This is a genomic window from Nocardiopsis sp. SBT366, assembly GCF_001083815.1.
Classification (GTDB): domain Bacteria; phylum Actinomycetota; class Actinomycetes; order Streptosporangiales; family Streptosporangiaceae; genus Nocardiopsis; species Nocardiopsis prasina.
This window is the reverse complement of sequence record NZ_LAVM01000086.1, coordinates 1-23456: the sequence shown is the minus strand read 5'-3', so window position 1 is coordinate 23456 and position 23456 is coordinate 1. Positions and strand designations below refer to the sequence as shown.

Annotated in this window: 21 protein-coding genes; 13 read left to right on the top strand and 8 right to left on the bottom strand. The window is 70.9% G+C overall.

The window, feature by feature from the left end; translation table 11 throughout:
• Window positions 1–303: 303 nt before the first annotated feature.
• From ADX84_RS21290 to ADX84_RS21280, 3 genes are read right to left on the bottom strand one after another with little or no spacing between them, the layout of a single operon-like run.
• Window positions 304–984, bottom strand: a complete 681-nt coding sequence (locus tag ADX84_RS21290) for a lactate utilization protein C (RefSeq protein WP_234004122.1) — start codon at window positions 982–984, stop codon at window positions 304–306.
• Window positions 981–2408 (bottom strand): lactate utilization protein B, encoded by a 1428-nt coding sequence (locus ADX84_RS21285; RefSeq protein WP_049578324.1) that lies wholly within the window; start codon window positions 2406–2408, stop codon window positions 981–983. Before ADX84_RS21285 ends, ADX84_RS21290 begins: the two co-directional genes overlap by 4 nt.
• On the bottom strand, window positions 2405–3145 hold the full coding sequence (locus tag ADX84_RS21280) for a (Fe-S)-binding protein (protein WP_049578322.1): 741 nt from the start codon (window positions 3143–3145) through the stop codon (window positions 2405–2407). Before ADX84_RS21280 ends, ADX84_RS21285 begins: the two co-directional genes overlap by 4 nt.
• 331 nt (window positions 3146–3476) lie before the next feature.
• Here ADX84_RS21280 and ADX84_RS21275 point away from each other — a divergent pair, with 331 nt between their 5' ends.
• Window positions 3477–4178 (top strand): FadR/GntR family transcriptional regulator, encoded by a 702-nt coding sequence (locus ADX84_RS21275; RefSeq protein ID WP_049578320.1) that lies wholly within the window; start codon window positions 3477–3479, stop codon window positions 4176–4178.
• On the opposite strand, the gene ADX84_RS21270 is transcribed toward ADX84_RS21275, so the two are convergent.
• Complete coding sequence (locus tag ADX84_RS21270; RefSeq protein WP_049578317.1) at window positions 4156–4467, bottom strand: hypothetical protein; 312 nt, start codon at window positions 4465–4467, stop codon at window positions 4156–4158. The two genes, ADX84_RS21275 and ADX84_RS21270, sit on opposite strands and share 23 nt — an antisense overlap.
• Window positions 4468–4632: 165 nt before the next feature.
• Here ADX84_RS21270 and ADX84_RS21265 point away from each other — a divergent pair, with 165 nt between their 5' ends.
• Window positions 4633–5532, top strand: a complete 900-nt coding sequence (locus tag ADX84_RS21265; protein ID WP_049578314.1) for an ion transporter — start codon at window positions 4633–4635, stop codon at window positions 5530–5532.
• A gap of 217 nt (window positions 5533–5749) precedes the next feature.
• Here ADX84_RS21265 and ADX84_RS21260 read toward each other — a convergent pair whose 3' ends face one another.
• Window positions 5750–6622 (bottom strand): ketopantoate reductase family protein, encoded by an 873-nt coding sequence (locus ADX84_RS21260; protein WP_049578312.1) that lies wholly within the window; start codon window positions 6620–6622, stop codon window positions 5750–5752.
• Window positions 6623–6692: 70 nt separating this feature from the next.
• Here ADX84_RS21260 and ADX84_RS21255 point away from each other — a divergent pair, with 70 nt between their 5' ends.
• Both ADX84_RS21255 and pgi read left to right on the top strand, forming a co-directional pair.
• On the top strand, window positions 6693–7319 hold the full coding sequence (locus ADX84_RS21255; protein ID WP_049578310.1) for a TetR/AcrR family transcriptional regulator: 627 nt from the start codon (window positions 6693–6695) through the stop codon (window positions 7317–7319).
• A 448-nt stretch (window positions 7320–7767) separates the two neighbouring features.
• Window positions 7768–9462, top strand: a complete 1695-nt coding sequence (pgi, locus tag ADX84_RS21250) for a glucose-6-phosphate isomerase (protein WP_049578308.1) — start codon at window positions 7768–7770, stop codon at window positions 9460–9462.
• A 42-nt stretch (window positions 9463–9504) separates the two neighbouring features.
• On the opposite strand, the gene ADX84_RS21245 is transcribed toward pgi, so the two are convergent.
• Both ADX84_RS21245 and ADX84_RS21240 read right to left on the bottom strand, forming a co-directional pair.
• Entirely contained in the window at window positions 9505–10164 is a 660-nt protein-coding gene (locus ADX84_RS21245; RefSeq protein WP_049578306.1) for a GntR family transcriptional regulator, read from the bottom strand.
• Window positions 10165–10193: 29 nt separating this feature from the next.
• Window positions 10194–11684, bottom strand: coding sequence for a chlorohydrolase family protein (locus ADX84_RS21240; RefSeq protein WP_049578303.1), 1491 nt, complete (start codon window positions 11682–11684; stop codon window positions 10194–10196).
• A gap of 145 nt (window positions 11685–11829) precedes the next feature.
• Here ADX84_RS21240 and ADX84_RS21235 point away from each other — a divergent pair, with 145 nt between their 5' ends.
• The 6 genes from ADX84_RS21235 (at window position 11830) to ADX84_RS21210 (ending at window position 20621) form a co-directional block, all read left to right on the top strand.
• Complete coding sequence (locus ADX84_RS21235; RefSeq protein ID WP_234004120.1) at window positions 11830–13230, top strand: DUF3100 domain-containing protein; 1401 nt, start codon at window positions 11830–11832, stop codon at window positions 13228–13230.
• Between the two features lie 40 nt (window positions 13231–13270).
• Window positions 13271–14479, top strand: coding sequence for an amidohydrolase (locus tag ADX84_RS21230; protein ID WP_049578299.1), 1209 nt, complete (start codon window positions 13271–13273; stop codon window positions 14477–14479).
• An 80-nt stretch (window positions 14480–14559) separates the two neighbouring features.
• Window positions 14560–15585, top strand: coding sequence for an ABC transporter permease (locus tag ADX84_RS21225; protein ID WP_049578297.1), 1026 nt, complete (start codon window positions 14560–14562; stop codon window positions 15583–15585).
• A gap of 103 nt (window positions 15586–15688) precedes the next feature.
• The gene (locus ADX84_RS21220) at window positions 15689–17497 is read left to right on the top strand and encodes an ABC transporter substrate-binding protein (protein ID WP_049578295.1); all 1809 of its coding nucleotides are present in this window, start codon (window positions 15689–15691) and stop codon (window positions 17495–17497) included.
• Window positions 17498–17755: 258 nt separating this feature from the next.
• Complete coding sequence (locus ADX84_RS21215) at window positions 17756–18769, top strand: ABC transporter permease (RefSeq protein ID WP_049578292.1); 1014 nt, start codon at window positions 17756–17758, stop codon at window positions 18767–18769.
• A 13-nt stretch (window positions 18770–18782) separates the two neighbouring features.
• On the top strand, window positions 18783–20621 hold the full coding sequence (locus tag ADX84_RS21210; RefSeq protein ID WP_049578290.1) for an ABC transporter ATP-binding protein: 1839 nt from the start codon (window positions 18783–18785) through the stop codon (window positions 20619–20621).
• Window positions 20622–20628: 7 nt separating this feature from the next.
• Here the strand turns inward: ADX84_RS21210 and ADX84_RS21205 are convergent, their stop codons facing one another.
• Entirely contained in the window at window positions 20629–21270 is a 642-nt protein-coding gene (locus tag ADX84_RS21205; protein WP_049578288.1) for a TetR family transcriptional regulator, read from the bottom strand.
• A gap of 158 nt (window positions 21271–21428) precedes the next feature.
• Between ADX84_RS21205 and ADX84_RS21200 the strand changes: the two genes are divergently transcribed.
• From ADX84_RS21200 to ADX84_RS26790, 3 genes are all read left to right on the top strand, one after another.
• The gene (locus tag ADX84_RS21200; protein ID WP_049578285.1) at window positions 21429–21818 is read left to right on the top strand and encodes a hypothetical protein; all 390 of its coding nucleotides are present in this window, start codon (window positions 21429–21431) and stop codon (window positions 21816–21818) included.
• Window positions 21819–22185: 367 nt separating this feature from the next.
• The gene (locus tag ADX84_RS21195) at window positions 22186–22566 is read left to right on the top strand and encodes a GntR family transcriptional regulator (protein ID WP_049578283.1); all 381 of its coding nucleotides are present in this window, start codon (window positions 22186–22188) and stop codon (window positions 22564–22566) included.
• A gap of 159 nt (window positions 22567–22725) precedes the next feature.
• Window positions 22726–23232, top strand: coding sequence for a hypothetical protein (locus ADX84_RS26790; protein ID WP_234004118.1), 507 nt, complete (start codon window positions 22726–22728; stop codon window positions 23230–23232).
• The last annotated feature ends 224 nt before the right edge of the window (window positions 23233–23456 follow it).

The window sequence follows — 23456 nt, the reverse complement described above, 5'->3', positions numbered from 1 at the left end:
GGGGCGGGGCATCGGGGAACCTTCCCGTCGTGGTGGGTCTGCCATCCACCGCAACGCTAGGTATCGGGACCCGTCTGGCACGAGGGTGCACACCGGCGACTCCGCCGGGGGGCGAACCGGCACCCGCACGGTGGGGCGGGCACGACCCGTGCCTCCTCACCAGCGTCGACCCGCTGACCGAGGCGGTGCCCCGCCCGCAGCGAGTGCCCGCCCCGTCCCAGCCTCCGGTCGGCCGCGACGGCACCTCGTCGCACCCCCACCAACGGCCTCGCCGGTGGGCCAGGAGCCACGGCGACCGACACCTCAGCCGGAGGGCTCCACCAGCAGCACCTCCAGAGTGCGGGGACCGTGTACGCCCTCCACCCGGTTGAGCTCGATGTCGCTGGTGGCCGAGGGGCCGCTGATCCACGTGAGCGGCCGGGCCGGGTCCAGGAGCCGGACCGCCCCCGGCACCCCGTTCACCACCTGGTCGGCCCGCACCACGCACAGGTGGTAGTCGGGGACCAGCGTGAGGGCCCGGCGGCCCTGGTCCGGTCCGGCGTCCAGCACGATCGTCCCGGTCTCCGCAACCGCCAGCGCCCACCCGGTCACCACGCCGTCGCAAGCGTCCAGGTCGGCCACCGACAACGGGGCCTCGGGGGAGTCGGTGAGCCGAGGCGCGGTCACCCGCGAGAACCACTCCCGTGGAGCACCCGAGGCGACCGCCACCCGGGCGGCACCGCGCCGTTCCAGCGCTGCGGCGATCCGCTCGGGCAGCGCCGCCTCCGGTACCCGTTCCACCAGTGCCCTGTAGTCCTGCAGCCGGTCCACCAACACCTCCAGGGCATCCCCCTCGAAGTGGCTCTCGTCGTACCCGTCCCCGGGGGGCGGTGTCACGTGTTCGTCGGCGGGCACGTCCGCGAGCGCCGCCCGCACCCGGGCCAGGACCCGTTCCCGGGAACCCATGGCCCCACCGCTCCCGCCACGCACGTCCGTGCCGCTCATCGCTGCCCCTTCCCCCGCTGCTTCCACCACTGGCGGAAGGTCTCCCGGGGCACGTCCGGCAGGTCCCGGGTGTCGGTCCACTTCCCCGCCTGCCCAGGCAGGTGCCGGGGCAGGTCCCCACTGACCAGCCCCGCCGCGCGCTGCACCGCGTCCAACGCCCCGGCCGAACCGAACACCGCCTCCGCCCCGGCCATGACGGCCTTCTCGCCGAGGTGCCCGGGGCCCTCCGCGACCCGTTCACGCAGGTGCACCAGGACCTCCGGGATGTCGATGGCCACCGGGCAGACGTCGTAGCACGCCCCGCACAGCGACGACGCGTACGGCAGCGCCCGGTCCACCTCCGAGGACATCCCCCGCAGCTGCGGCGTGAGGATCGCGCCGATCGGCCCCGGATAGACCGACCCGTAGGCGTGACCACCGGTGCGTTCGTAGACGGGACAGATGTTCAGGCAGGCCGAACACCGGATGCAGCGCAGCGCCTGGCGTCCGACGGTGTCGGCGAGCACGTCGGTGCGGCCGTTGTCGAGCAGCACCAGGTGGAAGTCGCGCGGACCGTCCCCCGGGGTCACCCCGGTCCAGGTGGAGGTGTAGGGGTTCATCCGCTCCCCAGTGGAGGAGCGGGGCAGCAGCTGCAGGAACACCTCGAGGTCGGACCACGTGGGCACGACCTTCTCGATCCCCACCACGGAGATCAGCGTCTCCGGCAGGGTCAGGCACATACGTCCGTTGCCCTCCGACTCCAACACCACGAGCGTCCCGGAGTCGGCGACGGCGAAGTTGGCCCCCGACACCGCCACCTTGGCGCGCAGGAACAGTTCGCGCAGGTGGACACGCGCGGCCTCGGCCAGCGCGCGGGGGTCGTCGGTGAGCCCGGGCGGGGCGGGCACCCCCCACTCCGACATCCGGTCCAGGAAGATCTCCCGGATCTGGGAGCGGGCGAGGTGGATGGCGGGCACCAGGATGTGGGAGGGCAGGTCCTCGCCGAGCTGGACGATCAACTCGGCGAGGTCGGTCTCGTAGGCGGTGATCCCGGCCGCCTCCAACGCGTTGTTGAGCTCGATCTCCTGGGTGGCCATGGACTTGACCTTGACCACCTCGGTCTCACCGGTCCGGCGCACCAGCCGTGTGACGATCTCGTTGGCCTCGGCCGCGTCGGCGGCCCAGTGGACCGTGCCGCCCGCGCGGTGGACCGACTCCTCCAGCCGTTCCAGGTGGTGGTCAAGGTGGCGCAGGGTGTGGGTCTTGATCCGCTCCCCCTCGGCGCGCAGCCGCCGCCAGTCGTCGCCGAGCTCTCCCACGACCGCGTCGCGTTTGCCCCGGATGGTGTGGGTGGCCTTGTGCAGGTTGTGGCGGGTGCGGGAGTCGCCGACCGCCGAACGGGCGGCCTCGGGAAAGGGCGGAAGGCCCAGGAACGTGGCGCTCATGCGTGCGCGTACTCCTTCTCGGTGCTGGCCAGGATCTCGGCGATGTGGGCGATCCGGACACCGGAGCGCTGGCGGGACAGGGTGCCGCCGATGTGCGTCAGGCAGGAGTTGTCCACCGCGCACAGGACCTCGGCGCCGGTCTCGGCCACGTGGCGGGCCTTGTCGAACCCCATGGCGGCGGACACGTCTCCGTTCTTGACCGAGAACGTGCCGCCGAACCCGCAGCACTCGGCGGCACCGGGGAGTTCGAGCAGTTCCAGGCCGCGCACGGCGCGCAGCAGCTGGTAGGGGCGCTCACCCAGGCCGAGGAGGCGCAGCCCGTGGCAGGTCGGGTGGTAGACGACCCTGTGCGGGAAGTAGGCGCCCACGTCGGTGACCTCCAGGACGTCCACGAGGAACTCGGTGAGGTCGTACACGCGGGGGCCGAGGTCGGCCATCTTGCGGGAGAGCCTGCTGCCCGCCGCGCCGAGCCGGGGGTAGTTGTCGCGCACCATCGCCGCGCACGAGGCGGAGGGGACCACCACCGCGTCGGCACCGTCGAAGGTCCGGGCGAAGCGCACCGCGAGCCTGGCTGCGGGGCGCCGGTACCCGGTGTTGTAGTGCATCTGACCGCAGCAGGTCTGGTCCTCGGGGAAGACCACCTCGTGGCCCAGCCGCTCCAGGAGACGGACCACCGCGCGCCCGGTGTCGGGGAAGAGGGTGTCGTTGACACACGTGACGAACAGGGCGATCCGCATGGGCCTCCTTCACGCCCCGGCCCGGCAGGAGGAGCGTCCGGTCCGACGGACGGCAACCGAGGCAAGTGGTCCGACCACTTTTGCACAGCGGCGCGAGAGGGGGCAAGAACCCCGTAGCGGTCTCGGCGCACGCGCGGCGGGCGGTCGGGTGGCATTTCCACGACACAGTAGGCCGCGCAACCACTCGGGCGAGGTGTCCGTCCGGTGCGCGGGGGAGTCCCTGGAGCCATCCATGGAGCAGGTGGTCCGACCAATCGGCGAGGTCACACGGGCGCGAGCACGGGCCTGGCGAGTAGAATCGCCGTGTTCGTGACGGAGACGGGGGAGTGGCGTGGTCGAGGACGTGCGGACCCCGGTGGCCCAACGGGCCGTCGAGCGGATCAAGGCGATGATCGCCGACGGGGAGGTGGGTCCGGGGCAGCGGCTGCCCACGGAACGGGAGCTCTCCGTCCGGCTGGGCGTCTCCCGGGGATCGGTACGCGAGGCGATCCGCTCCCTCACCACCCTGGGCGTGCTGTCGGTCCGCCACGGGGCGGGCGTCTACGTCACCGCGCTGCGCCCCGCCGACCTCCTGGAGGCCTTCTCCGTCCTGGCCGAGGTCTCACGCGACGAGACCCTGCTGGAGGTCCTCCAGGTCCGCCGGATGATCGAACCCGCGGCCACCGCCGTCGCCGCCGCCCGCGCCACCCCCGAGGACCTGGCGAGGATCGGCCGCCTCCTCGACCGGATGGAGGAGGGGGCCGACCGCGCGCCCGCCGACCACGCCGCGGACGACCTCGGCTTCCACCAGGCCGTCGTGGCCTGCGCGGGCAACGCCACGCTCTCCGCCGTCCACGCCGGGCTGTCCTCGCGCACCTTCAACGAACGCGTCTGGGCCGGGCTCGGCGGGCAGGGGCTCACCGACGCCCTCTTCCAGGACCACCGGCGCATCCACGAGGCGCTACTGGCCCGCGACCCCGAGGCGGCCCGGGCGGCCGCAGCCGCGCACGTCCTGCGGGTGGAGCGCTGGCTCAGCCTTCGAGCCGACGGTTGACCCGTTCCGCGTACTGCTCGGCCCTGAGGATCCGAGACAGATCCTCGCGCCGGGGTTCCGTGGAGCCGTCCTCCTCAGGAGCGGACTCCCCGTCCGGAACCTCCTGGCCGACCTCCGCGTCCACACCGAGTACCCCGTGGTCCTCGATCTCGTCTATCCGATGGTCATCGGAGTGGTCCTCCAGGTACTCCGCCACGGCGGAGTCCTGGTCCGGAGCGCCCGCGTCCATCTCGGCGTCCACGTCGTCGACGTCCGTGGCGTCCCTGTCGAATTCGGCGGATTCCGTCATCGGCGGCCCCCTCGCCCAGGTTTCCCTGTCTTCGATCATGCCTGGTCGTGGCGGAAGACGCCAGTGGGGAGCGCGTGGAGGGCGAAGAGGACGAAACGGGGCGCCCGTTGCCGACGGTAGGCTTTTGCGCCGTCGTCCGAAGACAGAGACGGAGTTCTCCTCCCAGTGATCACGCGCGAACGGGTCCGTGCCCTCGTCGAGGCCCCCTGGTTCCAGGCCAGCGTCATTACCCTCATCCTGATCAACGCCGTGATTCTCGGTTTCGAGACGTCGACGCGGATGATGGACAGCCACGGTGATCTCCTGAAGAGCATCGACCGGGTCATCCTGGCCCTGTTCGTCGTCGAGATGGGCCTGCGGATGTTCGCCCATCGCCGGGAGTTCTTCCGGGACCCCTGGAGCTGGTTCGACATGGTGATCATCGGGATCGCCCTGCTCCCGGCCTCCGGTCCGTTCGCGGTGCTGCGGATCCTGCGGGTGCTCCGGGTCCTGCGCCTGTTGTCGGTGATCCCGTCGCTGCGCCATGTGGTGGCCGGGTTGTTCCGCGCGATGCCCGGCATGGCCTCGATCATGGTGCTGGTGGTGCTGCTGCTTTACGTCTCGGCGGTGATGGCCACTCGGCTCTTCGCCACGGACGCCCCGCAGTACTTCGGTGATCTGGGGACCTCGCTGTTCACCCTGTTCCAGATCTTCACCGCCGACGGCTGGAGCAACATCGCGGCCGAGGTGATGAAACACCAGCCCTACGCGTGGGTGTTCTTCGTCGTCTTCGTCATGGTGTCCACGCTGATCGCCCTCAACCTGTTCATCGCGGTGGCGGTCGAGGCGTTGGACAAGGCCGGACACGAGGAGCAGTACGGCAGACCCGGGCAGGGCGGCGCCCCGAGCGCCGAGGAGGGCAGCGGTCCCGACGGGGATCCGGGCGACACCCCCGACGGTGGCGCCAGCCGGACCCCGGACGAGGGTCAGCGGCAGATCCTGGCCGAGCTGCGGGCGCTGCGCGCCGAGGTGGCCTCGCTCCGCGACGAGCGCGAGCTGCTCCGTGGCGAGCACGAGCGCATCTAGTCGCCGCACCAACCAGCAACCGCCCCGTGGTGCCGCGTCATCCGAAGGGCGTGCCCGCAAAGGGGAAGGCCACGCCAACTCCGAGGGCCGGACCCTCCACCGCCACCGCAACGGTCCGAGGTCAGCGGTCGCCGGTCGTGGAGCTCACTGAGCCGGGTTCGAGGACTGTGGGACCGGCGGTGCCACGCGTGGCGGGGTCCTCTGCGTCCTGGGCCGCTCAGCGCGCTCCCGTACGGGCGCGGAGCTGTTCGGCCAGGCACTCGAGTTCGGCCGCCGTGGAGGGTGAGGCGTTGTTGAGTCCGCTGTGCACGGCCGTGGGGCTCCTCAGGAAGCGCCGGAGCACGGCCACGAGGGGCCCTTGCGGCAGAGCCCGCAACGCGGCGAACGCGCGAGGCACCGGCGGCGTCTCCATCGAGGCGAGGTTGTGCCGCATGATGTGCAGCATGCCGCGGACCGCGTCCGGATCGTCGGCCAACGCTTCCGGGCCGCCCGCCGCGTAGGCCGCCTGCTCCAAGGGAACCGCGGACGCGGCGTGCGTCCTGAGCCAGGCGTCCATCCGCGGTTCGGCCCTGGCGTTGATCCCGGCGGTGCGGAACGTTTCCACGATCCGCTCCAGACGCGGGGTGGTACGTCCGTCCGGCTCGCCGACCGGTGTCGCGACCCGGCGGGTGAGGACATTGCTCTTGCGGTAGCGGACCACGTCGCCGTCCATCGTGCCGCCGGTCGTGGGGAATCCCAGGAGCAACCGCTCGTGGCCGATCCCCGCGCTCAGCGCCTCCGGTCCGCCCGCCCAGTTGAGCATGGAGAGCACGTCCCCCGGGACACCCGCGAGTGATTCCAGCACCGCGTCCGCCTGATGGGCGCGGACGAAGACGGTGATCAGGTCGTACCCGCCCTCCGGGCGCTCGACCACCGGTACCGGCACCTGCTTGACCGCCGGGCTGTCCTCCTCGGCGAGCCGCACGCCGTGTCCGCGCAGGGCTGTCAGACGCTTGCCCCGGGCGAGGAGCGAGACGTCGTGGCCGGCCTCGTGCATCCGCGCGGCGAACAGGCTGCCGCACACCCCGGCGCCGTAAACGAGCAGCTTCATGATGATCCTCTTTCATACGTCCGTTTGAATCATACGTTCGTTTGATTCAAACATATGTATAGTCGCTCGTGTGGCAACCCCAGACACCCGCACCCAGATCCTCGACGCGGCCGAGCACCTCTTCGCTGAGCACGGATACCGCGGCACCTCGGTTCGCGCGATCACCACACGCGCGGGAGCCAACCTTGCCGCCGTCGGCTACCACTTCGGCTCGAAGTCGGAGCTGATGGCCGCGGTCGCCCGCCGCGTGATCGAGCCCATCAACGCGGCCCAGTGCGCCGGGCTCGACCGACTGCTCTCCCGGACCCCCGAACCACCGGTCGCCGAACTGGTGGAGGCGTTCGCGGGGCCGATGTTCGACGGGATGCGGGCCGACGGCGCGGGCGCCCGGACGTCCCGGCTGATCATGACGATCCTCAGTGACCCCGCCGAGGAGGTACGCAGCTGGACCGGCCCGGCCGAGGACTCGGTCCGCGAGCGCTACCTCGCCGCCTTCGCGCGCGCACTGCCCCGCCTGTCCCCGGAGGAACTGGGGTTCCGGATGCGGGGGATCCTCGCCGTGACGGCCGTCGACCGCCTGGAGGTCCACCAGGAGCCCACACCGGGCTGCGGTTCCCCGGGGCCGGGCGAAGCGGCCCGGAAGTGGGCGATCACGTTCCTCGCGGCGGCGATGAGCGCGCCTCCCACCCGGACCTGACGAGCCCGGACGGACGCTGGCGGCGCGGGTCGGGCGGCGTTCGCCCCGCGGCTCGCCGTGTTCAGGCCGTTGGTGTCCCGGAGGGGCTGGAGACGGGTTGGGCCGAACTCGTCCAGGCGGAGAATGGCGGCGGGATCGCCTGGTCGCGGTGTCTCCTCGCCCTCGGCGATGACATGAGGGGTTCCTTCGAGCAGCGCGGCACCACGGGTCGAACGCTGGTTGTGCGGCACTGGCTCGTGGAGGCCCGCGCCCCGGTCCGGCGGTGACGGGAGGCGGCACGACGCGGAGCGGCCCCAGCCCCGGTCCGGCGGTGTGAATCGCGTCCGTTGGCGCTCTGACGTGCGCGGAAGGGCCCGTGGTTGGGGGCTTTCGTGGGAGGGTAGGGGGACAGCCGCACGCGGTGTCCGGTAGGGCCCGCAGCCGATCATGGACGACGAGGAGCGACCGGATGTCTGCGAGTACACCCCTTCCTCGGACCGAGGACGTCGGGAACCGGTCCGGTGGGGCCGTCCCCCTGGATCGTCGGAAGGAGTGGGCCGCCCTGGCCGAGCACCGCGAGTGGTTCCGCGGCACCCACCTGCGGGACCTGTTCGCCGAGGACCCCGAGCGGGCCGACCGGTTCTCACTCGACGTCGGGAACCTGCACGCGGACCTGTCCAAGAACCTCCTGACCGAGCGGACGCGGGGGCTGCTCACCGATCTGGCGGAGGCCACCGGGGTCGCCTCCCTGCGTGACGCCATGCTGCGCGGCGACCACGTCAACCTGACGGAGGACCGCGCCGTCCTGCACACCGCCCTGCGGGCCCCACGCGGCGTGGTGATCCGGGAGGGTGGGCGCGACGTGGTGCCCGAGGTGCACGCGGTCCTGGACCGGATGGCGGCCTTCGCCGACCGGGTACGCGCACGGCGCTGGCTGGGCCACACCGGCCAGGCGGTCACCAGGGTGGTCAACATCGGCATCGGGGGTTCCGACCTGGGCCCGGCCATGGCCTACGAGGCGCTGCGCCCCTACACCGACCGCGGGCTGGAGTTCCGCTTCGTCTCCAACGTCGACGGCACCGACCTGCACGAGGCGCTGATCGACGCCGACCCCGAGCGGACCCTGTTCGTGGTCGCCTCCAAGACCTTCACCACCCTGGAGACGGTCACCAACGCCACGGCCGCCCGGGACTGGCTCCTGGCCGGGCTGGGAGCGGACTCCGACGCGATCGCCCGGCACTTCGTGGCGGTCTCCACGAACGAGGAGGAGGTCTCCCGCTTCGGGATCGACACCGCCAACATGTTCGAGTTCTGGGACTGGGTGGGCGGCCGCTACTCCTACGACTCCGCGATCGGCCTGTCCCTGATGGTGGCCCTGGGTCCCGAGCGGTTCCGCGAGATGCTCGCGGGCTTCCACCTGATGGACACCCACTTCGCCACCGCTCCCGCGGAGCGCAACCTACCGTTCCTGTTGGGCCTGCTCGGTGTCTGGTACGGCGGGTTCTTCGACGCCCAGTCACACGCGGTGCTGCCCTACAGCCACCACATGTCGAAGTTCACCGCCTACCTCCAGCAGCTGGACATGGAGTCCAACGGCAAGTCGGTCCAGCGTGACGGCCGCCCCGTCACCTGGCAGACCGGCCCGGTGGTGTGGGGGACACCCGGGACCAACGGGCAGCACGCCTACTTCCAGCTGCTGCACCAGGGAACCAGGTTCGTCCCCGCCGACCTGATCGGGTTCGCGCGCCCGGCTCCGGACCTGCCCGAGGGTCTGGTGCCTCAGCACGACCTACTCATGGCCAACCTGTTCGCTCAGGGGCAGGCGCTGGCGTTCGGCCGCACCTCCGACGAGGTCGCCGCCGAGGGGGTGCCTGCGGACCTGGTGCCGCACCGGACCTTCCCCGGCAACCGCCCCACCAGCACGATCCTGGCCGACCGGCTCGACCCCTCGGTGCTCGGCCAACTGGTCGCCCTCTACGAGCACAAGGTGTTCGTCCAGGGCGCGGTGTGGAACGTCAACTCCTTCGACCAGTGGGGTGTGCAGCTGGGCAAGGTCCTGGCGAAGCGGGTGCAGCCCGCTCTGACCGAGGGCGCCGAGGTGCCCGACCTGGACGCCTCCACGGCCGCCCTGGTCCGGCGGTACCGGGACCTGCGCGGCCGCTGACCCCGTGACGGGGAGTCCCTGCCGGGGCTCCCCGGGGACCGGCTACCCCTCGCCGCCGACGGCGGCGAGGGAGGGGCCGCGTCCGGCCTCGATGTGCGCGGCCATGGTCAGCCTCGCGAGCCGGGAGTTCCCGGTGCTGACCGCGGCGTAGATCTCGTGGTGCGCCTGGAACTCCAGGTGGGGGTCGCGGAAGGCCGTCAGGGCGAACAGCCAGCGGGAGCGGGAGAGGATCGGAGCCATGAGCTCGGACAACAGCTCGTGACCGGCGGCTTCGACCACCTGCGCGTGGAAGTCCGCGTTCGCGGTCATGATGTGGTCCGGGGAGCCCGTCTCCGTTGCCTCCGCAGTCGCCTCCATGGCCGCCGCCAGACCGGCGTGCACGTGCCCCTCGGAGTGCTGGTGGGCCGCCCGCTCGGCGGCGAAGGGTTCCAGCCTGATCCTCAGGTCGAAGAGCTCGTCGACCCCCGAGGGGGACATCGTCCGCACGGTCGCGCCCTTGTGGGCGCTGGTCATGATGAACCCGTCGTGCCTGAGGTTGCGCAGCGCCTCGCGCACCGGGAGCCGGGACACGCCCAGCTCCTCCGAGAGCTCGCGTTCGCGCAGCCGCGCGCCCGGTGCGTACCGGCCGGAGATGATCCCCTCACGGATGGCGACCTCGGCCGCCTGTGTCAGAGGGGCCGACCCACCCGATGTCCGTGTCATGAGACCCGTTCCCGCCGTGTGCGCTTGGTTCACCCCCGGCCGGTGCGGGCGTCCTCGGACTCGGCCCGCAGAACCGGGAACGACGGGGGGAAGAGGGCCTCGACCGGGCGGTGGAGGCCGTCCCGCTCACTGTAGCCGCGCTGGAGTTCCCCGAACACCTCCTGCGCCTGGTTCCTGAGCGAGTCCAGGTCCACACCGGGCAGTCGCCCGTCGGTCACGACCGGACGACCGGCGACGAAGGTGTGGGTGGCGTTGCGGGCGGTGCCGTTGAGCACCAGAGTGCGCAGGGGGTCCTCCACGACTCCGTCGCGGAAGTCGCCCAGGGAGAACGCGGTCAGGTCCGCGCTCGCTCCGGCCTCCAGGCGTCCGAGGTCGGGACGCTTGAGCGCGGCCGCGCCGCCCAGGGTCGCGGCCTCCATGTAGCCGCCCAGACTGACGGCGCCGTGCCCGTAGAGCAGGCGTGAGGCGTGCAGGCCCACGTCCATGCCGCGCACGAGGTCGGGCGGGAAGGAGTCGGTGCCCAGCGCCATCGTGACCCCGGCGTCCCGGAAGTCGTTGAAGGTCTCCAGGATGTCGCCGTACCGGAAGGTGGTCAGGGGGCAGTGGATCACGCTCACGCCCGCCCTGGCCAGGCGGGTGATGTCGACGCCGTTCGGGCCGGTCAGCTCCGGGTTGCGGTCGGTCCACAGGGCATGGGGGATGAGCAGCCGGTCGTTGAGCAGTCCGCTGCGCTCGATCAGGTCCAGCGGGGTGAGACCGTGGCGCTGGATGATCACCTCGCGCTCCCACGGCTGTTGGAGGGAGTGCAGGCGCACGAGGAGTCCGCGCTTCGTGGCCTCCTTCGCCGTGCGCTCCAGCAGTTCGGGCGTGAGCGTCTCGATACGGCAGGGGAGGAGGACCGGTCGGACCAGGTCGTCGCCGCGCTCGGAGAGTTCGTCCGCGAAGCGCAGCGCCTCGTCCAGGCCGGACTCACCGCGCTCGGGGGCCTCGACGAAGGTGCGCTCTCCGTCTGCGACGGCGCCCACAGCGGAGCGGTACGAGGGGCCGAGGTAGCCGCGCAGGCCCCACTCACGGGTGAGGTCCGCCAGATGGCGCAGCTCGTCGGCGGACTCGTTCCACTCCAGGTGGATCTCCGAGGCGATCGGCATGTAGGTCGTGACGCCGTGCAGGGCGAGCTGCGCGAGTCCGAACCGGCGCAGGACGTCGCGCTGGTCGGGGGTCAGGACGTCGCGCGGGCGGTCGCGCCAGTGCTCGACGGAGCCGACCAGGGAACGGGCGTGCGCCGTGTCGTGGTGCGCGTCGAGGATGAGGTGGTCGATGTCCACCAGGGCGTCCAGGTCGATCAGCCCGGGGGTGAGGATCGAGTCGCCCAGGTCCAGGACGGGCGCGGTCGATCCCGGGGTGCCGGTGCCCACCTCCGTGACGACGCCGTCGGAGTGGGCGACGTAGCCGTCCTTCAACCAGACGTGGGAACCCTCGGAATGCGCCAGCACGTACCGTGCTCTGATGACCTGATCCATGAAACTTGTATACCACGAGCCCTTAAGGCGGGGATGGGTGTGCTCGTAAGTGCAGCTGAAGTTGGGGCTATATCGCTCTTGACAGCGGTTTTGTCCCAACCATAGGCTCCTCGAAAATTGAGCGGCTCACTGATTGGTATCCCAGATGAGGGCAAGAAAGCAGCAGGCGGAGTCGCACGGGGACGTGTCGGACCGCGGTTCGGTCGGTCGCGGTGACTGGGTGACCGCCATCGGCGTGAGCGTGCTGATCAGTGTCGTGGCCGTGTTGGTCGGCGAACACAAGTTCCGGGTCGGGCCCGCCGCCATCGTGCTGTTCCCGCTGGTCTGGGTGGTTCTGCTGGGGGCCGTCGTCGGCCTCCAGCGGTGGCTCCCGCTGCGCGGAGGCACCCGTTCGGCGGGCGAGGCCCTGATCCCGGTCGGCATGGTCCTCTTCCTCGCGATGCTCGGCACCGGCATCGGCCCGTCGATCGGCATGGTCGAACAGGTCGGACCGGCCCTGCTCATGCAGGAGGTGGGCCAGCTCTTCGGGACGATCATCCTCGCGCTGCCCATCGCCGTCCTGCTCGGCATGGGGCGCGCGGCCATCGGCGCCACCTGGGCGATCGACCGGGAGTCCTACCTGGCCTACGCCATCGACCGGTTCGGGACCTCCTCGCCCGAGTACCGCGGGGTCTTCGGCGTCTGGATCATCGGTTCGATGTTCGGTGCCGTCTTCATCTCCCTCATCACCAGCGTCCTGGGCGGCACGGGCCTGTACAACCCGCTGTCGCTGGCCCTGGCGCTCGGTGTCGGCTCCACCTCGATGATGCTCGGCGGAGTGGGCGCCCTGGCCCTGCTCTACCCCGACCAGGCCGCCGAGATCGCCGCCCTGGCAGCCCTGTCCAACCTGGTCACCAACATCGTCGGCTTCTACGCGGGTGTCTTCATCGGCCTGCCCGTGGCCCGTCGCCTCTACGGCTTCTGGTGCCGTGTGTTCCGCCGCCCCGCCCCGGAGATCGAGGAGGCGAGGCTGGTCGCCCGGGGTCAGGTTCCCGAGGGCGACGCCTCGGTACGGTCCAAGGAGGACGGCGACGCGGCGGCCGAGGCCGAAGGGCCGCGTGACCCCGACGTCCCCCGGGGATGGCGGCCGGGTGTGGCCGCCTACGCCTTCGCCGGTGTGGCGGGACTGCTGCTCAACTGGCTGGGCACCGGCGGCTTCCACCCGCGCGACGTCGCGGGCATGGCCGTGCTGCTGATGATGACGGGGATCGCGATCCTCCTGGCCCGCAAGGTGAGGGCCATCCCGGCCACGGTCTGGGTCCTGGCGATCGCCACGATCGTGACGACGCCGATCTCCCCGGTCGCCGGGGTGATCGCCGACCTCGTCCAGAACCTGAACGTGCTCCTGATCGGGCTGCCCCAGCTCGCGCTGGTCGGGATGACCATGGGCCGCGACCGCAAGGCGTTCTCACAGCTGAGCTGGAAGATCGTGGTGGCGGCCGTGCTGACCTTCACGACCACCATCGTCGCCTCCGCCACGCTCGCCGAGCTGTTCATCAACCTGTAGCACCCGGCCGAACCGAGCCGCCACCCGAAGGGAACCCCGCATGCTGCGCGTCACCAACGCCGTCCTGCCCGGCCGGACCGAGCCGGTCACCGTCGTCGCGGAGGACGGGCGCATCACCGCGATCCAGGAGGGACCCGTCGCCGGGGCCCCGGGCGACGAGGTCATCGACGCCGCGGGTCGGACCGTCCTGCCCGGGCTGGTCAACGCCCACGCCCACATCGACAAGACCCTCTACGGCGGACCGTGGGTCTCGGCGCCACAGGTGGAGACCGTGGCCGAACGCGTCGCCCATGAGCGGCGCCACAGGGACGCCCACGGTCTGCCCTCTCGCGAGTACGCCTCCGCTCTGGTGGAGGCGATGGTCGCGGCGGGCACCACGCACCTGCGCACCCACACGGACGTGGACCCGGGCGTGGGCCTGCGGGGGATCGAGGCCGTCGCGGAGGTAGCGCGCCGGTACCGGGGCGTGATCGACATCGAGCAGGTGGCCTTCCCCCAGGGCGGGCTCGTCACCAACCCGGGGACGCTCTCCCTCCTGCGGGACGCGGTGGGGGCCGGGGCCTCGGTGATCGGAGGACTCGACCCCGCGGGGTTCGACGACGCACCCAACGCCCACCTCGAAGCCGTCTTCGACCTCGCCGCGTCCACCGGCACGGGCATCGACATCCACCTGCACGACGGCGGGTCGCTCGGAGCCTGGGAGATGGGCCTCATCGCCCGCATGACGCGGGAGTACGACCTGGGCGGCCGTGTGGCGGTGTCCCACGCGTTCGGGATCGCGCACCCGCCCACCCAGACCCGACTCCTCGAACAGTTCGCCGAAGCAGGCGTCGCCCTGGTGAACGCGGCGGTCTACGACGCCCCGGTGCCGCCGCTCCGGGCCTGCGCGGAGCACGGGGTGCTCCTGGCCGGCGGTACGGACGGCATCAACGACCTGTGGGGACCCTTCGGCGACGGCGACATGCTGCGTCGGGCCATGCTCATCGCCTACCGCAACTCCAGCCGCTGCGACGACGAACTGCTGCTGGCGCTGGACACCGTGACGACCAACGCCGCCCGTGTGCTGGGGATCGGCGACCACGGCCTGAGGGTGGGCGGCCCCGCCGACCTGGTGGTCGTCAACGCGCGGTCGGCGGCCGAGGCCGTCGCCAAGGTACCGGGCCGCGACCTCGTACTCAGGTCCGGAACGGTCGTCGCCCGTGACGGTGTCTTCGTCGGCGCGGAAGGTGGAAACGCCCCACTCCGCTAGTGCAAACTCTGCGTAGTCAAGTAGCAACACGTTGGCACCGACGGGTGGCTACACGCAGAGACAGCAGGAGGCAGGGGTACATGACCGCGCCGATGGACGTGCCTGATTCCTCGCAGCACGCCGAGCCAGAAGCGGTCGTCGCGGGGTCCAGGAACGCCGCCAGCCGATCCCTGCGCCAGATCGCCTGGCAGCGGTTCCGCAAGGACAGGGTCGGCATGACCGGCGGGGTCGTGGTCGTCCTCCTCATCCTGGTCGCGCTCTTCGCGCCCCTGCTCACCGCCTGGTTCGGACACCCGCCCAACCAGTTCAACCAGGGCCTGGTCGACCCGCTCACCGGCGGGGTCCTGCGCGACCCGGACGACCCCGCCCGGGGACTGGACCCCTGGGGCGGGATCAGCGCCCAGTACCTCCTGGGCGTGGAGCCGGTCAACGGCCGCGACCTGTTCAGCCGCATCGTCTACGGCGCGCGCACCTCCCTGCTGGTCGCCACGGTCGCCACGGTGGTGTGCGTGGTCATCGGCACCGTGCTGGGCATCCTCGCCGGGTACTTCGGCGGCTGGGTGGACGTCGTCATCAGCCGCACCATGGACATCTTCCTCGCCTTTCCCCTGCTGCTCTTCGCGATCGCCCTGGTCGGCGTCATCCCCGACGGCGCCTTCGGCCTGTCCGGCAACAACCTGCGCATCGGCGTCCTGGTGTTCATCATCGGGTTCTTCAACTGGCCCTACATCGGCCGGATCGTGCGCGGGCAGACCCTCACCCTCAAGGAGCGCGAGTTCGTCGAGGCCGCGCGCAGCCTCGGCGCGGGCAGCACCCACATCGTCTTCCGCGAGATCCTGCCCAACCTGGTCACCCCGATCCTCGTCTACTCCACCCTGCTCATCCCCACCAACATCCTCTTCGAGGCGGCCCTGAGCTTCCTGGGCGTGGGCATCAACCCGCCCATGGCCACCTGGGGCGGCATGTTGGAGAACGCCCTGCGCTTCTACACCACCTCGCCGCACTTCGTGATCATCCCGGGTCTGGCCATCTTCGTCACCGTCCTCGCCTTCAACCTCTTCGGTGACGGGCTGCGCGACGCCTTCGACCCGCGCTCCTCCGACTGACACCCCGCACGGGCCCCCACGGCCCCACAGTCCAGCCGAGACCCTCGGCCATCCGGGGCCGTGCGCCGCACGGCCCCACCAGCGAACCGACCAGGAGGCCCAGGTGACCACCCTTCACTTCACGCGCCAGCAACCGCCCGGGCGGCGCGGCGTGTTCCGCCGAGTCGCCGCACCCGCGGCCGCGGGTACCGCCATGGCGTTGCTCCTGGCCGCTTGCGGCGGCGGGAGCGGAGGCGGCGGCGGGCAGTCCGACGCCGAGTTCAACGAGGGCGAGACCACCATCGTCAACCCCTCCGACCAGTCCGGCGGGACCCTGCGCTACGCCATCTCCTCCGACTTCGACTCTCCCGACCCCGGCAACACCTACTACGCCTTCAGCTGGAACTTCTCCCGCTACTACGCGCGCACCCTGCTCACCTACACCGAGGCGCCCGGCGAACAGGGCATCGAGCTCCAGCCCGACCTCGCCGAGGCGATGCCCGAGGGCAACGACGACTCCACCGAGTGGACCGTGCGCATCAAGCCGGGCCTGAAGTTCCAGGACGGTTCGGAGATCACCGCCGAGGACATCAAGTACGCCATCGCACGCAGCAACTTCGGTGACCAGGCGCTGCCCAACGGCCCCAAGTACTTCCAGGGGCTGCTGGCCGACAGCGACGACTACGAGGGCCCCTACGCCGACGAGGGCGACCCGCTGGCCGGGTTCGACGGAATCGAGACCCCGGACGACCACACGCTGGTCTTCCACCTCAAGGACAGCTTCTCCGAGTTCCCGTACCTGCTCATCCAGCCGCAGACCGCGCCGGTTCCCGCCGATGCCGACCGGGGCGAGCAGTACCAGAGCAACGTGATCTCTTCGGGGCCCTACAAGTTCGAGGGGGAGTACCGCCCGGGAGTCTCCCTGAACCTGGAGCGCAACGACCAGTGGGACGCCTCCACCGACCCCACCCGCAAGGCGCTGCCGGACCGGATCGAGGTGGAGCTGGGCGTCGACCAGAACGAGATCGACCAGCGGCTGGTCAACGGCGAACTCGACGTGGACCTCGCCGGGGCCGGTGTCGGACCGGCGATGAAGGGCACCGTCATCACTGACGAGGGCCAGCGCCACAACGTCGACAACCCGCAGACCAACACCCTGCGCTACGTCAACATCAACACCGTCATGGAGCCGCTGGACGACCTGGCCTGCCGCCAGGCGGTCATGTACGCGGCCGACCGGGACGCCCTCCAGCGCGCCTGGGGCGGCGACACCGGCGGTGACATCGCCACCCAGATCATGCCCGGCGCTCTCCCCGGCTCCGACCCGAGCTTCGACCCCTACCCGTCCGACGACAACAAGGGCGACCTGGACAAGGCCCGGGAGAAGCTGGAGGAGTGCGGGCAGCCGGACGGCTTCTCCACGGCCATCGGCGCCCGCGCCGACCGACCCTCGGACGTCAGCACCGCCGAGGCACTCCAGCAGGCCCTGGCCCGGGTGGGTATCGACACGGAGATCAAGCAGTACCCGTCCGACACCTACACCAACACCCAGGCGGGTTCGCCGTCCTTCGTGGCCGACAACGACCTGGGGCTGACCGTGTACGGCTGGGCGCCGGACTGGGCGAGCGGCTACGGGTTCATGAGCAAGATCCTGGACGGTGACGCGATCCAGCAGGCGGGCAACTCCAACATCTCCGAACTCGACGACCAGCAGATCGACGACTGGTTCGACGAGGTCGTCGCGGTGGCCGACCCGGACGAGCGAGCCGACATCTACACGAAGATCGACGAGCGGGCGATGGACCAGGCCGCGATCCTTCCGGCCGTGTTCGAGCGGACGGTGCTGTACCGTCCCGCGAGCCTGACCAACGTGTACTACCACGCGGGCTACTCGATGTACGACTACATGGCCCTGGGCACCAGCAACAACTAGCGGGACCCGTGCGCGGCGGCGGTTCCTCGGGGGAGGGGCCGCCGCCTCCGTGCGCGGAGAGGCGGCGCTTTGGATCAGCCGGCGCCGCGCGGCCCGGACGACGGCCTCGATGGGCGTGTTCCCGACCCCTTGTACACGCCGACTCCAGCGCGTGATCGCCTGATTGCCATGGGTTACGGTTTGGCTCCGGGGTGGAGTCGTCTCCGCCCCGAACCCGGGCCCCGAGGCCCTGTCCCCTGACGAGAGAAGGCACGCGCCTTGCTGACCTACATCCTGCGCCGCCTCGGCGCGGGTCTGCTGCTCCTGGCCGTGGTCACCATGGTCACCTTCGCCATCTTCTACGTGGTGCCACGATGGGCGGGCCGGACCACCGAGCAGCTGGCCACGATGTACGTGGGCCGGGCACCCACCCCCGAGGCGATCCAGGCCACCATCGAACGCCTGGGCCTGGACCAGCCGATCGTGGTCCAGTTCGGCGAGTTCGTCCGGGGCATCTTCTTCGGTGCCCAGTACCAGTTCGGCCGGGACACCATCGAGTGCTCGGCCCCCTGCTTCGGCTACTCCTTCCAGACCTACCAGGAGGTGTTCCCCGAGATCATCTCCCGCCTCCCGGTGACGGCCTCCCTGGCCATCGGCGCGGGCGTCATCTGGCTGGTGGGCGGCGTCGCCGTCGGCGTGATCTCGGCCGTGTGGAAGGGCAGTCTCTTCGACCGCCTGGCCATGGGCATCGCACTGGCCGGTGTCTCCCTGCCGATCTTCTTCACCGGTCTGCTCGCCCTGGCCTTCCTCGTCCACTCCTGGGGCCTGTTCGCCACTCCGCGCTACGTGCCCTTCTCCCAGGACCCCCTCGCCTGGGCCCAGGGCATGCTGCTGCCGTGGCTGACCCTGGCGTTCCTGCACGCGGCCATGTACGCGCGGCAGACCCGGGCGGGCATGTTGGAGACCCTCAACGAGGACTACATCCGCACCGCACGGGCCAAGGGCCTCAGTGAGCGCAAGGTCGTGCTCAAGCACGCCCTGCGGCCCACCCTGACCCCCATCGTCACCATCTTCGGCCTGGATCTCGGGTTGGTCCTGGGCGGCGCGGTCCTGACCGAGCAGGTCTTCTCCCTCAACGGGATCGGCCGGTACGCGGTCCAGGCCATCACCCAGAGCGACCTGCCGGTCATCCTCGGCGTGACCCTGTTCGGCGCGTTCTTCATCGTCATCTGCAACCTGCTGGTCGACCTGGTCTACCCGCTCATCGACCCGCGCGTGCGCATCCACAACTGAGAGAGGCCTTCCGATGACCGAATCCCCTTCAGGGTCCCCGGCCGGTCCCTCCGGCGCGCCCGTCGTGCGCGTGGACGACCTGCACGTCACCTTTCCGACACTGGACGGCGACGTGCACGCGGTCGACGGCCTGTCCTTCGAGGTGCCCGCCGGTGGCGCGCTGGGCATCGTGGGTGAGTCGGGTTCCGGCAAGAGCGTGACCTCGCTGGCCCTGATGGGTCTGCACCGGGGCAGCCGAGCGCGGATCACGGGTGGGATCGAGGTCGTGGGAACCGACGTGGTCGCGGCCAGCGACAGGAAGCTGCGGTCCATGCGGGGCAACGACATCGCGATGGTCTTCCAGGACCCGATGCAGTCCCTGCACCCGCAGTACACGATCGGCAACCAGCTGGTGGAGGCACTGCGGGTGCACCGGCCGCAGGTGTCCCGGGCCCAGGCGCGCACCAGAGCGGTCGAGTCCCTGGAGAGGGTCGGCATCCCCGAGCCCGCGAAGCGGGTCAACTCCTACCCGCACGAGTTCTCCGGCGGCATGCGCCAGCGCGTCCTGATCGCCATGGGTCTGATGTGCGATCCCAAGGTGCTGCTGGCCGACGAGCCGACCACCGCGCTGGACGTCACCGTGCAGGCCCAGATCCTGGACCTGCTGGACGAGCTGCGCCGCGACCTCGACATGGGCCTGATCCTCGTTTCCCACGACCTCGCGGTGGTCGCCGGTTCCGTGGACGAGGTCGTGGTCATGCGACACGGCCAGGCCGTGGAGCGGGGGGACGTGCGCCGGGTCCTCGCCGAGCCCGAGCACCCCTACACACAGGCGCTGCTGGCCGCCGTTCCGCGCGTGGAGATGTCACGGGCCGAGCGCCGCGCCCGGGACCGCGCCGAGCGGGCGGAGAGGTCACGCCGGGAACAGCGCAGGTCCTCGGGAGCGACAGCGGAGTCCGCCGGCTCCGAGCCCGCCGAACCCGCGCCCTTCTCCGCCTTCGAGCCCACCACCCGGGCCACGGGGAACCGGGGCGAGCCACTGCTGCGCGTCCGCGATGTCGCGCAGAGCTTCAAGGTGCGGGGCGGGCTGTGGGGCCGGGCCTCGGACTTCTGGGCGGTCAAGGGTGTGAGCTTCGACCTGTACAAGGGCGAGACCCTGGGGGTCGTCGGTGAGTCCGGGTCGGGCAAGAGCACGCTCTCCCGGATGGTCATGCGGCTGCTGGAGCCCACCGGGGGCACCGTGGAGTTCGAGGGGCAGGACATCACCCACCTGTCGGAACGGCGGCTGCGTCCGCTCCGCCGCGACGTGCAGATGGTCTTCCAGAACCCCTACTCGTCGCTGAACCCGCGCATGACCATCGGCCAGAGCATCGGCACCGCCCTGCGGGTCCAGGGCGAGGGGAACACCCGCACGATCCGTTCGCGGGTGCAGGAGCTGTTGGAGCGGGTGGGTCTGGAGCCCAACCACTACAACCGGTTCCCGCATGCCTTCTCCGGAGGCCAGCGCCAGCGCATCGCCATCGCCCGGGCACTCATCCTCAAACCGAGGCTCATCATCTGCGACGAGCCCGTCTCGGCACTGGACGTGTCCACCCAGGACCAGGTGCTGCGCCTGCTGTCCGAACTCCAGGACGACTTCGGCCTCACCTACGTCTTCGTCGCCCACGACCTCGCGGTAGTGCGCCAGGTCAGCGACCGCGTCGCCGTGATGCGCAAGGGCGAGGTGGTCGAACTGGGCGACAGCGACACCATCTATGAGAACCCGCAGAGCGACTACACCAGGCAGTTGCTCACCGCCGCCCCGGTCCTGGACCCCGACGAGGCCCGTGAACTGCGCAGCGAACGGGTGCGGCTGCGGTCCCGGGGCGACTGACGGCCGCTCAGCCGGACAGGCCCCTGAGCAGGGCGCGCAGACCGAACCGGAACGCGGCCAGGGCCTCGGTCTCGTCGGGAGCGTCCTCACGGTCACCGTGGCGGACCTGGTGGGCGACCGCACCCAGACAGTAGGCGTTCAGGGCGTCGCAGGCCCGGGACACGTCGTCCTCCGCGACTCCCGCCTCGGTGAGGGCCGTGTGGAGCAGCGCCCGTGTGTCCTCCTCGCCCAGGGTGTGCGGCGCGCGGTGCATGAGCAGGGACAGCGCGCCGGAGTAGGTCAGCAGCCGCTCCCGGTAGGCCTCGGCCCAGACGGTCAGACGACGGTCCCACGGGAGGTCGTCGGCCCCGGCCGCCTCCACGGGGTCGGTCCCGGTCGCCTCCACGCCCTCGGCACCGTCGACGTCCCCGGGCGGGCCCTGTCCCTCGGTCAGCCCACTGACCACCCGCGCCGTGGTGACGTACGCGGCGATCGCGTTGAACAGCTGCTCCTTGCCCTTGGGGAAGTGGTGGTAGATCGCCATGGCCTCCACGTCCAGGGCGTCGCCGAGTCGGCGCATGGACAGCCCGCCCAGACCCCGTCCGGCGATGATGTGGAGGGCCTCGACGATGATGCGCTCGCGGCTCAGACCCGCGTAGTTCCTGCTCACTCTGGTGCCTTTCGGGGGACAGGGGGATCGACGGAGTCAAGCTGGCAGGTCCGCCGCCGCGACGCCACCACCGACGCACGGTCCGGCTCGCCCGATGATCTTCGTCACCCATAGAGTTGCCTCGACACGGCTGACGGTACTCCCCACGGAGAGCGGACATGGGACTTGCCAAGCAGGACATGACGAAGGCGCGCGAAGAGCTCGCCCAGGACCAGGAACGGGCCGATCAGCTGCCCGAGCTCCTGAGGTCGGTGGCCGAGGCGGAGCGTGCCCTGGACGAGGTGCGCGAGCAGGACGCCCCGGTCGAGGAGGTCCACGCACACGGCGTGCGGTTCGACACCGCCCTGACCGAGGCCATGCGCGCCGCCTACGCGCGGGAGCGCGTACTGGTCGGGGTCAAGGGCTACACGGACCGCATCAAGCGCCGTAAGCGTCTGGCCCGACCCGAGATCAAGCAGGCCACCCAGGTCGCGGAGGACCTGCTCACGGCTCGGGAGGCGCACCGGCTGCACGGTATCCAGCAGGTGCCCCGTTCGGTGGTGGTCTGACTCCGGCCCCCCGGCGGCCCCATGGTTCACTCCGTGGGGCCGCTTCGTCTGTGTCGGACCCGATCCATCGGGCCCGGTGCGTCGGACCCGGCCCATCGGCTGTTCGACGGTTGGGGTGAGGAGTGAGAGGACGCGCGCGGAGCGTGGACCCTTCAGGCTCGTTGAGGGCGACGGACGGGGCCGGGTTGGGGGTCTGGGCGCGAAGCGGGTCCTTTGAGGGTTGGTGGTGGGCGACGGGTTGGGGGGTCTGGGCGCGGAGCGGGTCGTTTGAGGGTTGGTGGTGGGCGACGGGTGGGCATAGGTTGGACGAACACCCGGTTCGCGCCGGGTGAGTGGTCGGCGATTCATGTGGGGAGCACACAAGGACATGGCGGATTTCATCCGCATTGATCCAACGTCGAAGGTTCCGCCCTACGAACAGATCAGAGCTCTCGTCGCGATCGCCGCGGCCAACGGTGAACTCCCCGTCGGCTACCGGCTGCCCACTGTCCGCGCCCTGGCCGGACAGCTTTCGGTGGCGGTGAACACCGTCGCCCGTGCCTATCGGGAACTCGAACAGGCCGGGGTCGTGGAGACCAGGGGCCGCTCGGGGACCTTCGTGGCCGCCGCCGGGGACGACCAGAGAGCCGAGGCCCTGGCCGCCGCGCGTGCCTACGCCGAGGTCATCACCCGGGTCGGGTTGGAACACGACGAGGCCGTCGAGATCCTGCGCGCGGCCCTGAAGGGTTCACCGGGGGCCGGTAACTGAAGACGCGCGCGGGACTCGTGGGGTTCCCTTCCGGGCACGTGATGACCGCAATCGGACCAAACCACTCCTGAAGCCCCTGAACTGGGGTGTTCGGCGATATTGTCGTGGTGCGCCGCCCTCCCCCGGTGGCGGTGAACGACAACCCCCAAGGAGGCGCCGATGAGCAGGAGATCTGGCGGCGGACGGTCATCAGGCGGACGATCCGGCGGAGGCCGCTCCAGCAGCGGTCGCTCCGGCGGCGGGAGGTCCAGCGGCGGTCGTTCCAGCGGTGGCGGCAGCAGCTCACGCGGAGGTGCCGCACGCCGTGGCGGCGGCTTCAACTCGCGCAGCAGCAGCGGTGGGTCCGGCCGCTCCGGCGGTGGCTTCGGCTCCGGTGGCGGCGCCGCGCGTGCCGGTGGCGGGTTCAACTCACGTTCGGGTTCGTCCCGCCCCGCGCGGTCCCCGAGGGCGGGGCGTCCCTCGCGACGCAGCAACCAGGCCCACGTCGTGGGCTCCGCGCACGCACCGCGTCCCCGGAACCGCTGGTACTACGGCAGGAACCGCCACTACTACAGCGACGGCCCGGGGTTCGCTCCGCGCGGCGGCGGAGTGGGCGCGGTGCTGGGATGCCTGGGAGCCGTCGTCGGCACGCTGGTCATCCTGGCGCTCCTCGCAGTGCTGATCTGACCCCGACCAGCGATCCCCCGAACAGCCCCCGAGAAGGAAACGAGCAGCACCCGTGTCCCAACCCCCCAACCCCACCCGTCTACTGTCGCTCGCCGCCCCGCCCCCCGCCCCCCCCCCTGCGCCGACCCCGTGTTCCCGGACACACACCGCGGTCAACGCCCCCCGCGCCGCACTCCAAGGCAAAATCCACGCGGGCCGCCAGGGCGGCCGACAGAGCCGTCACG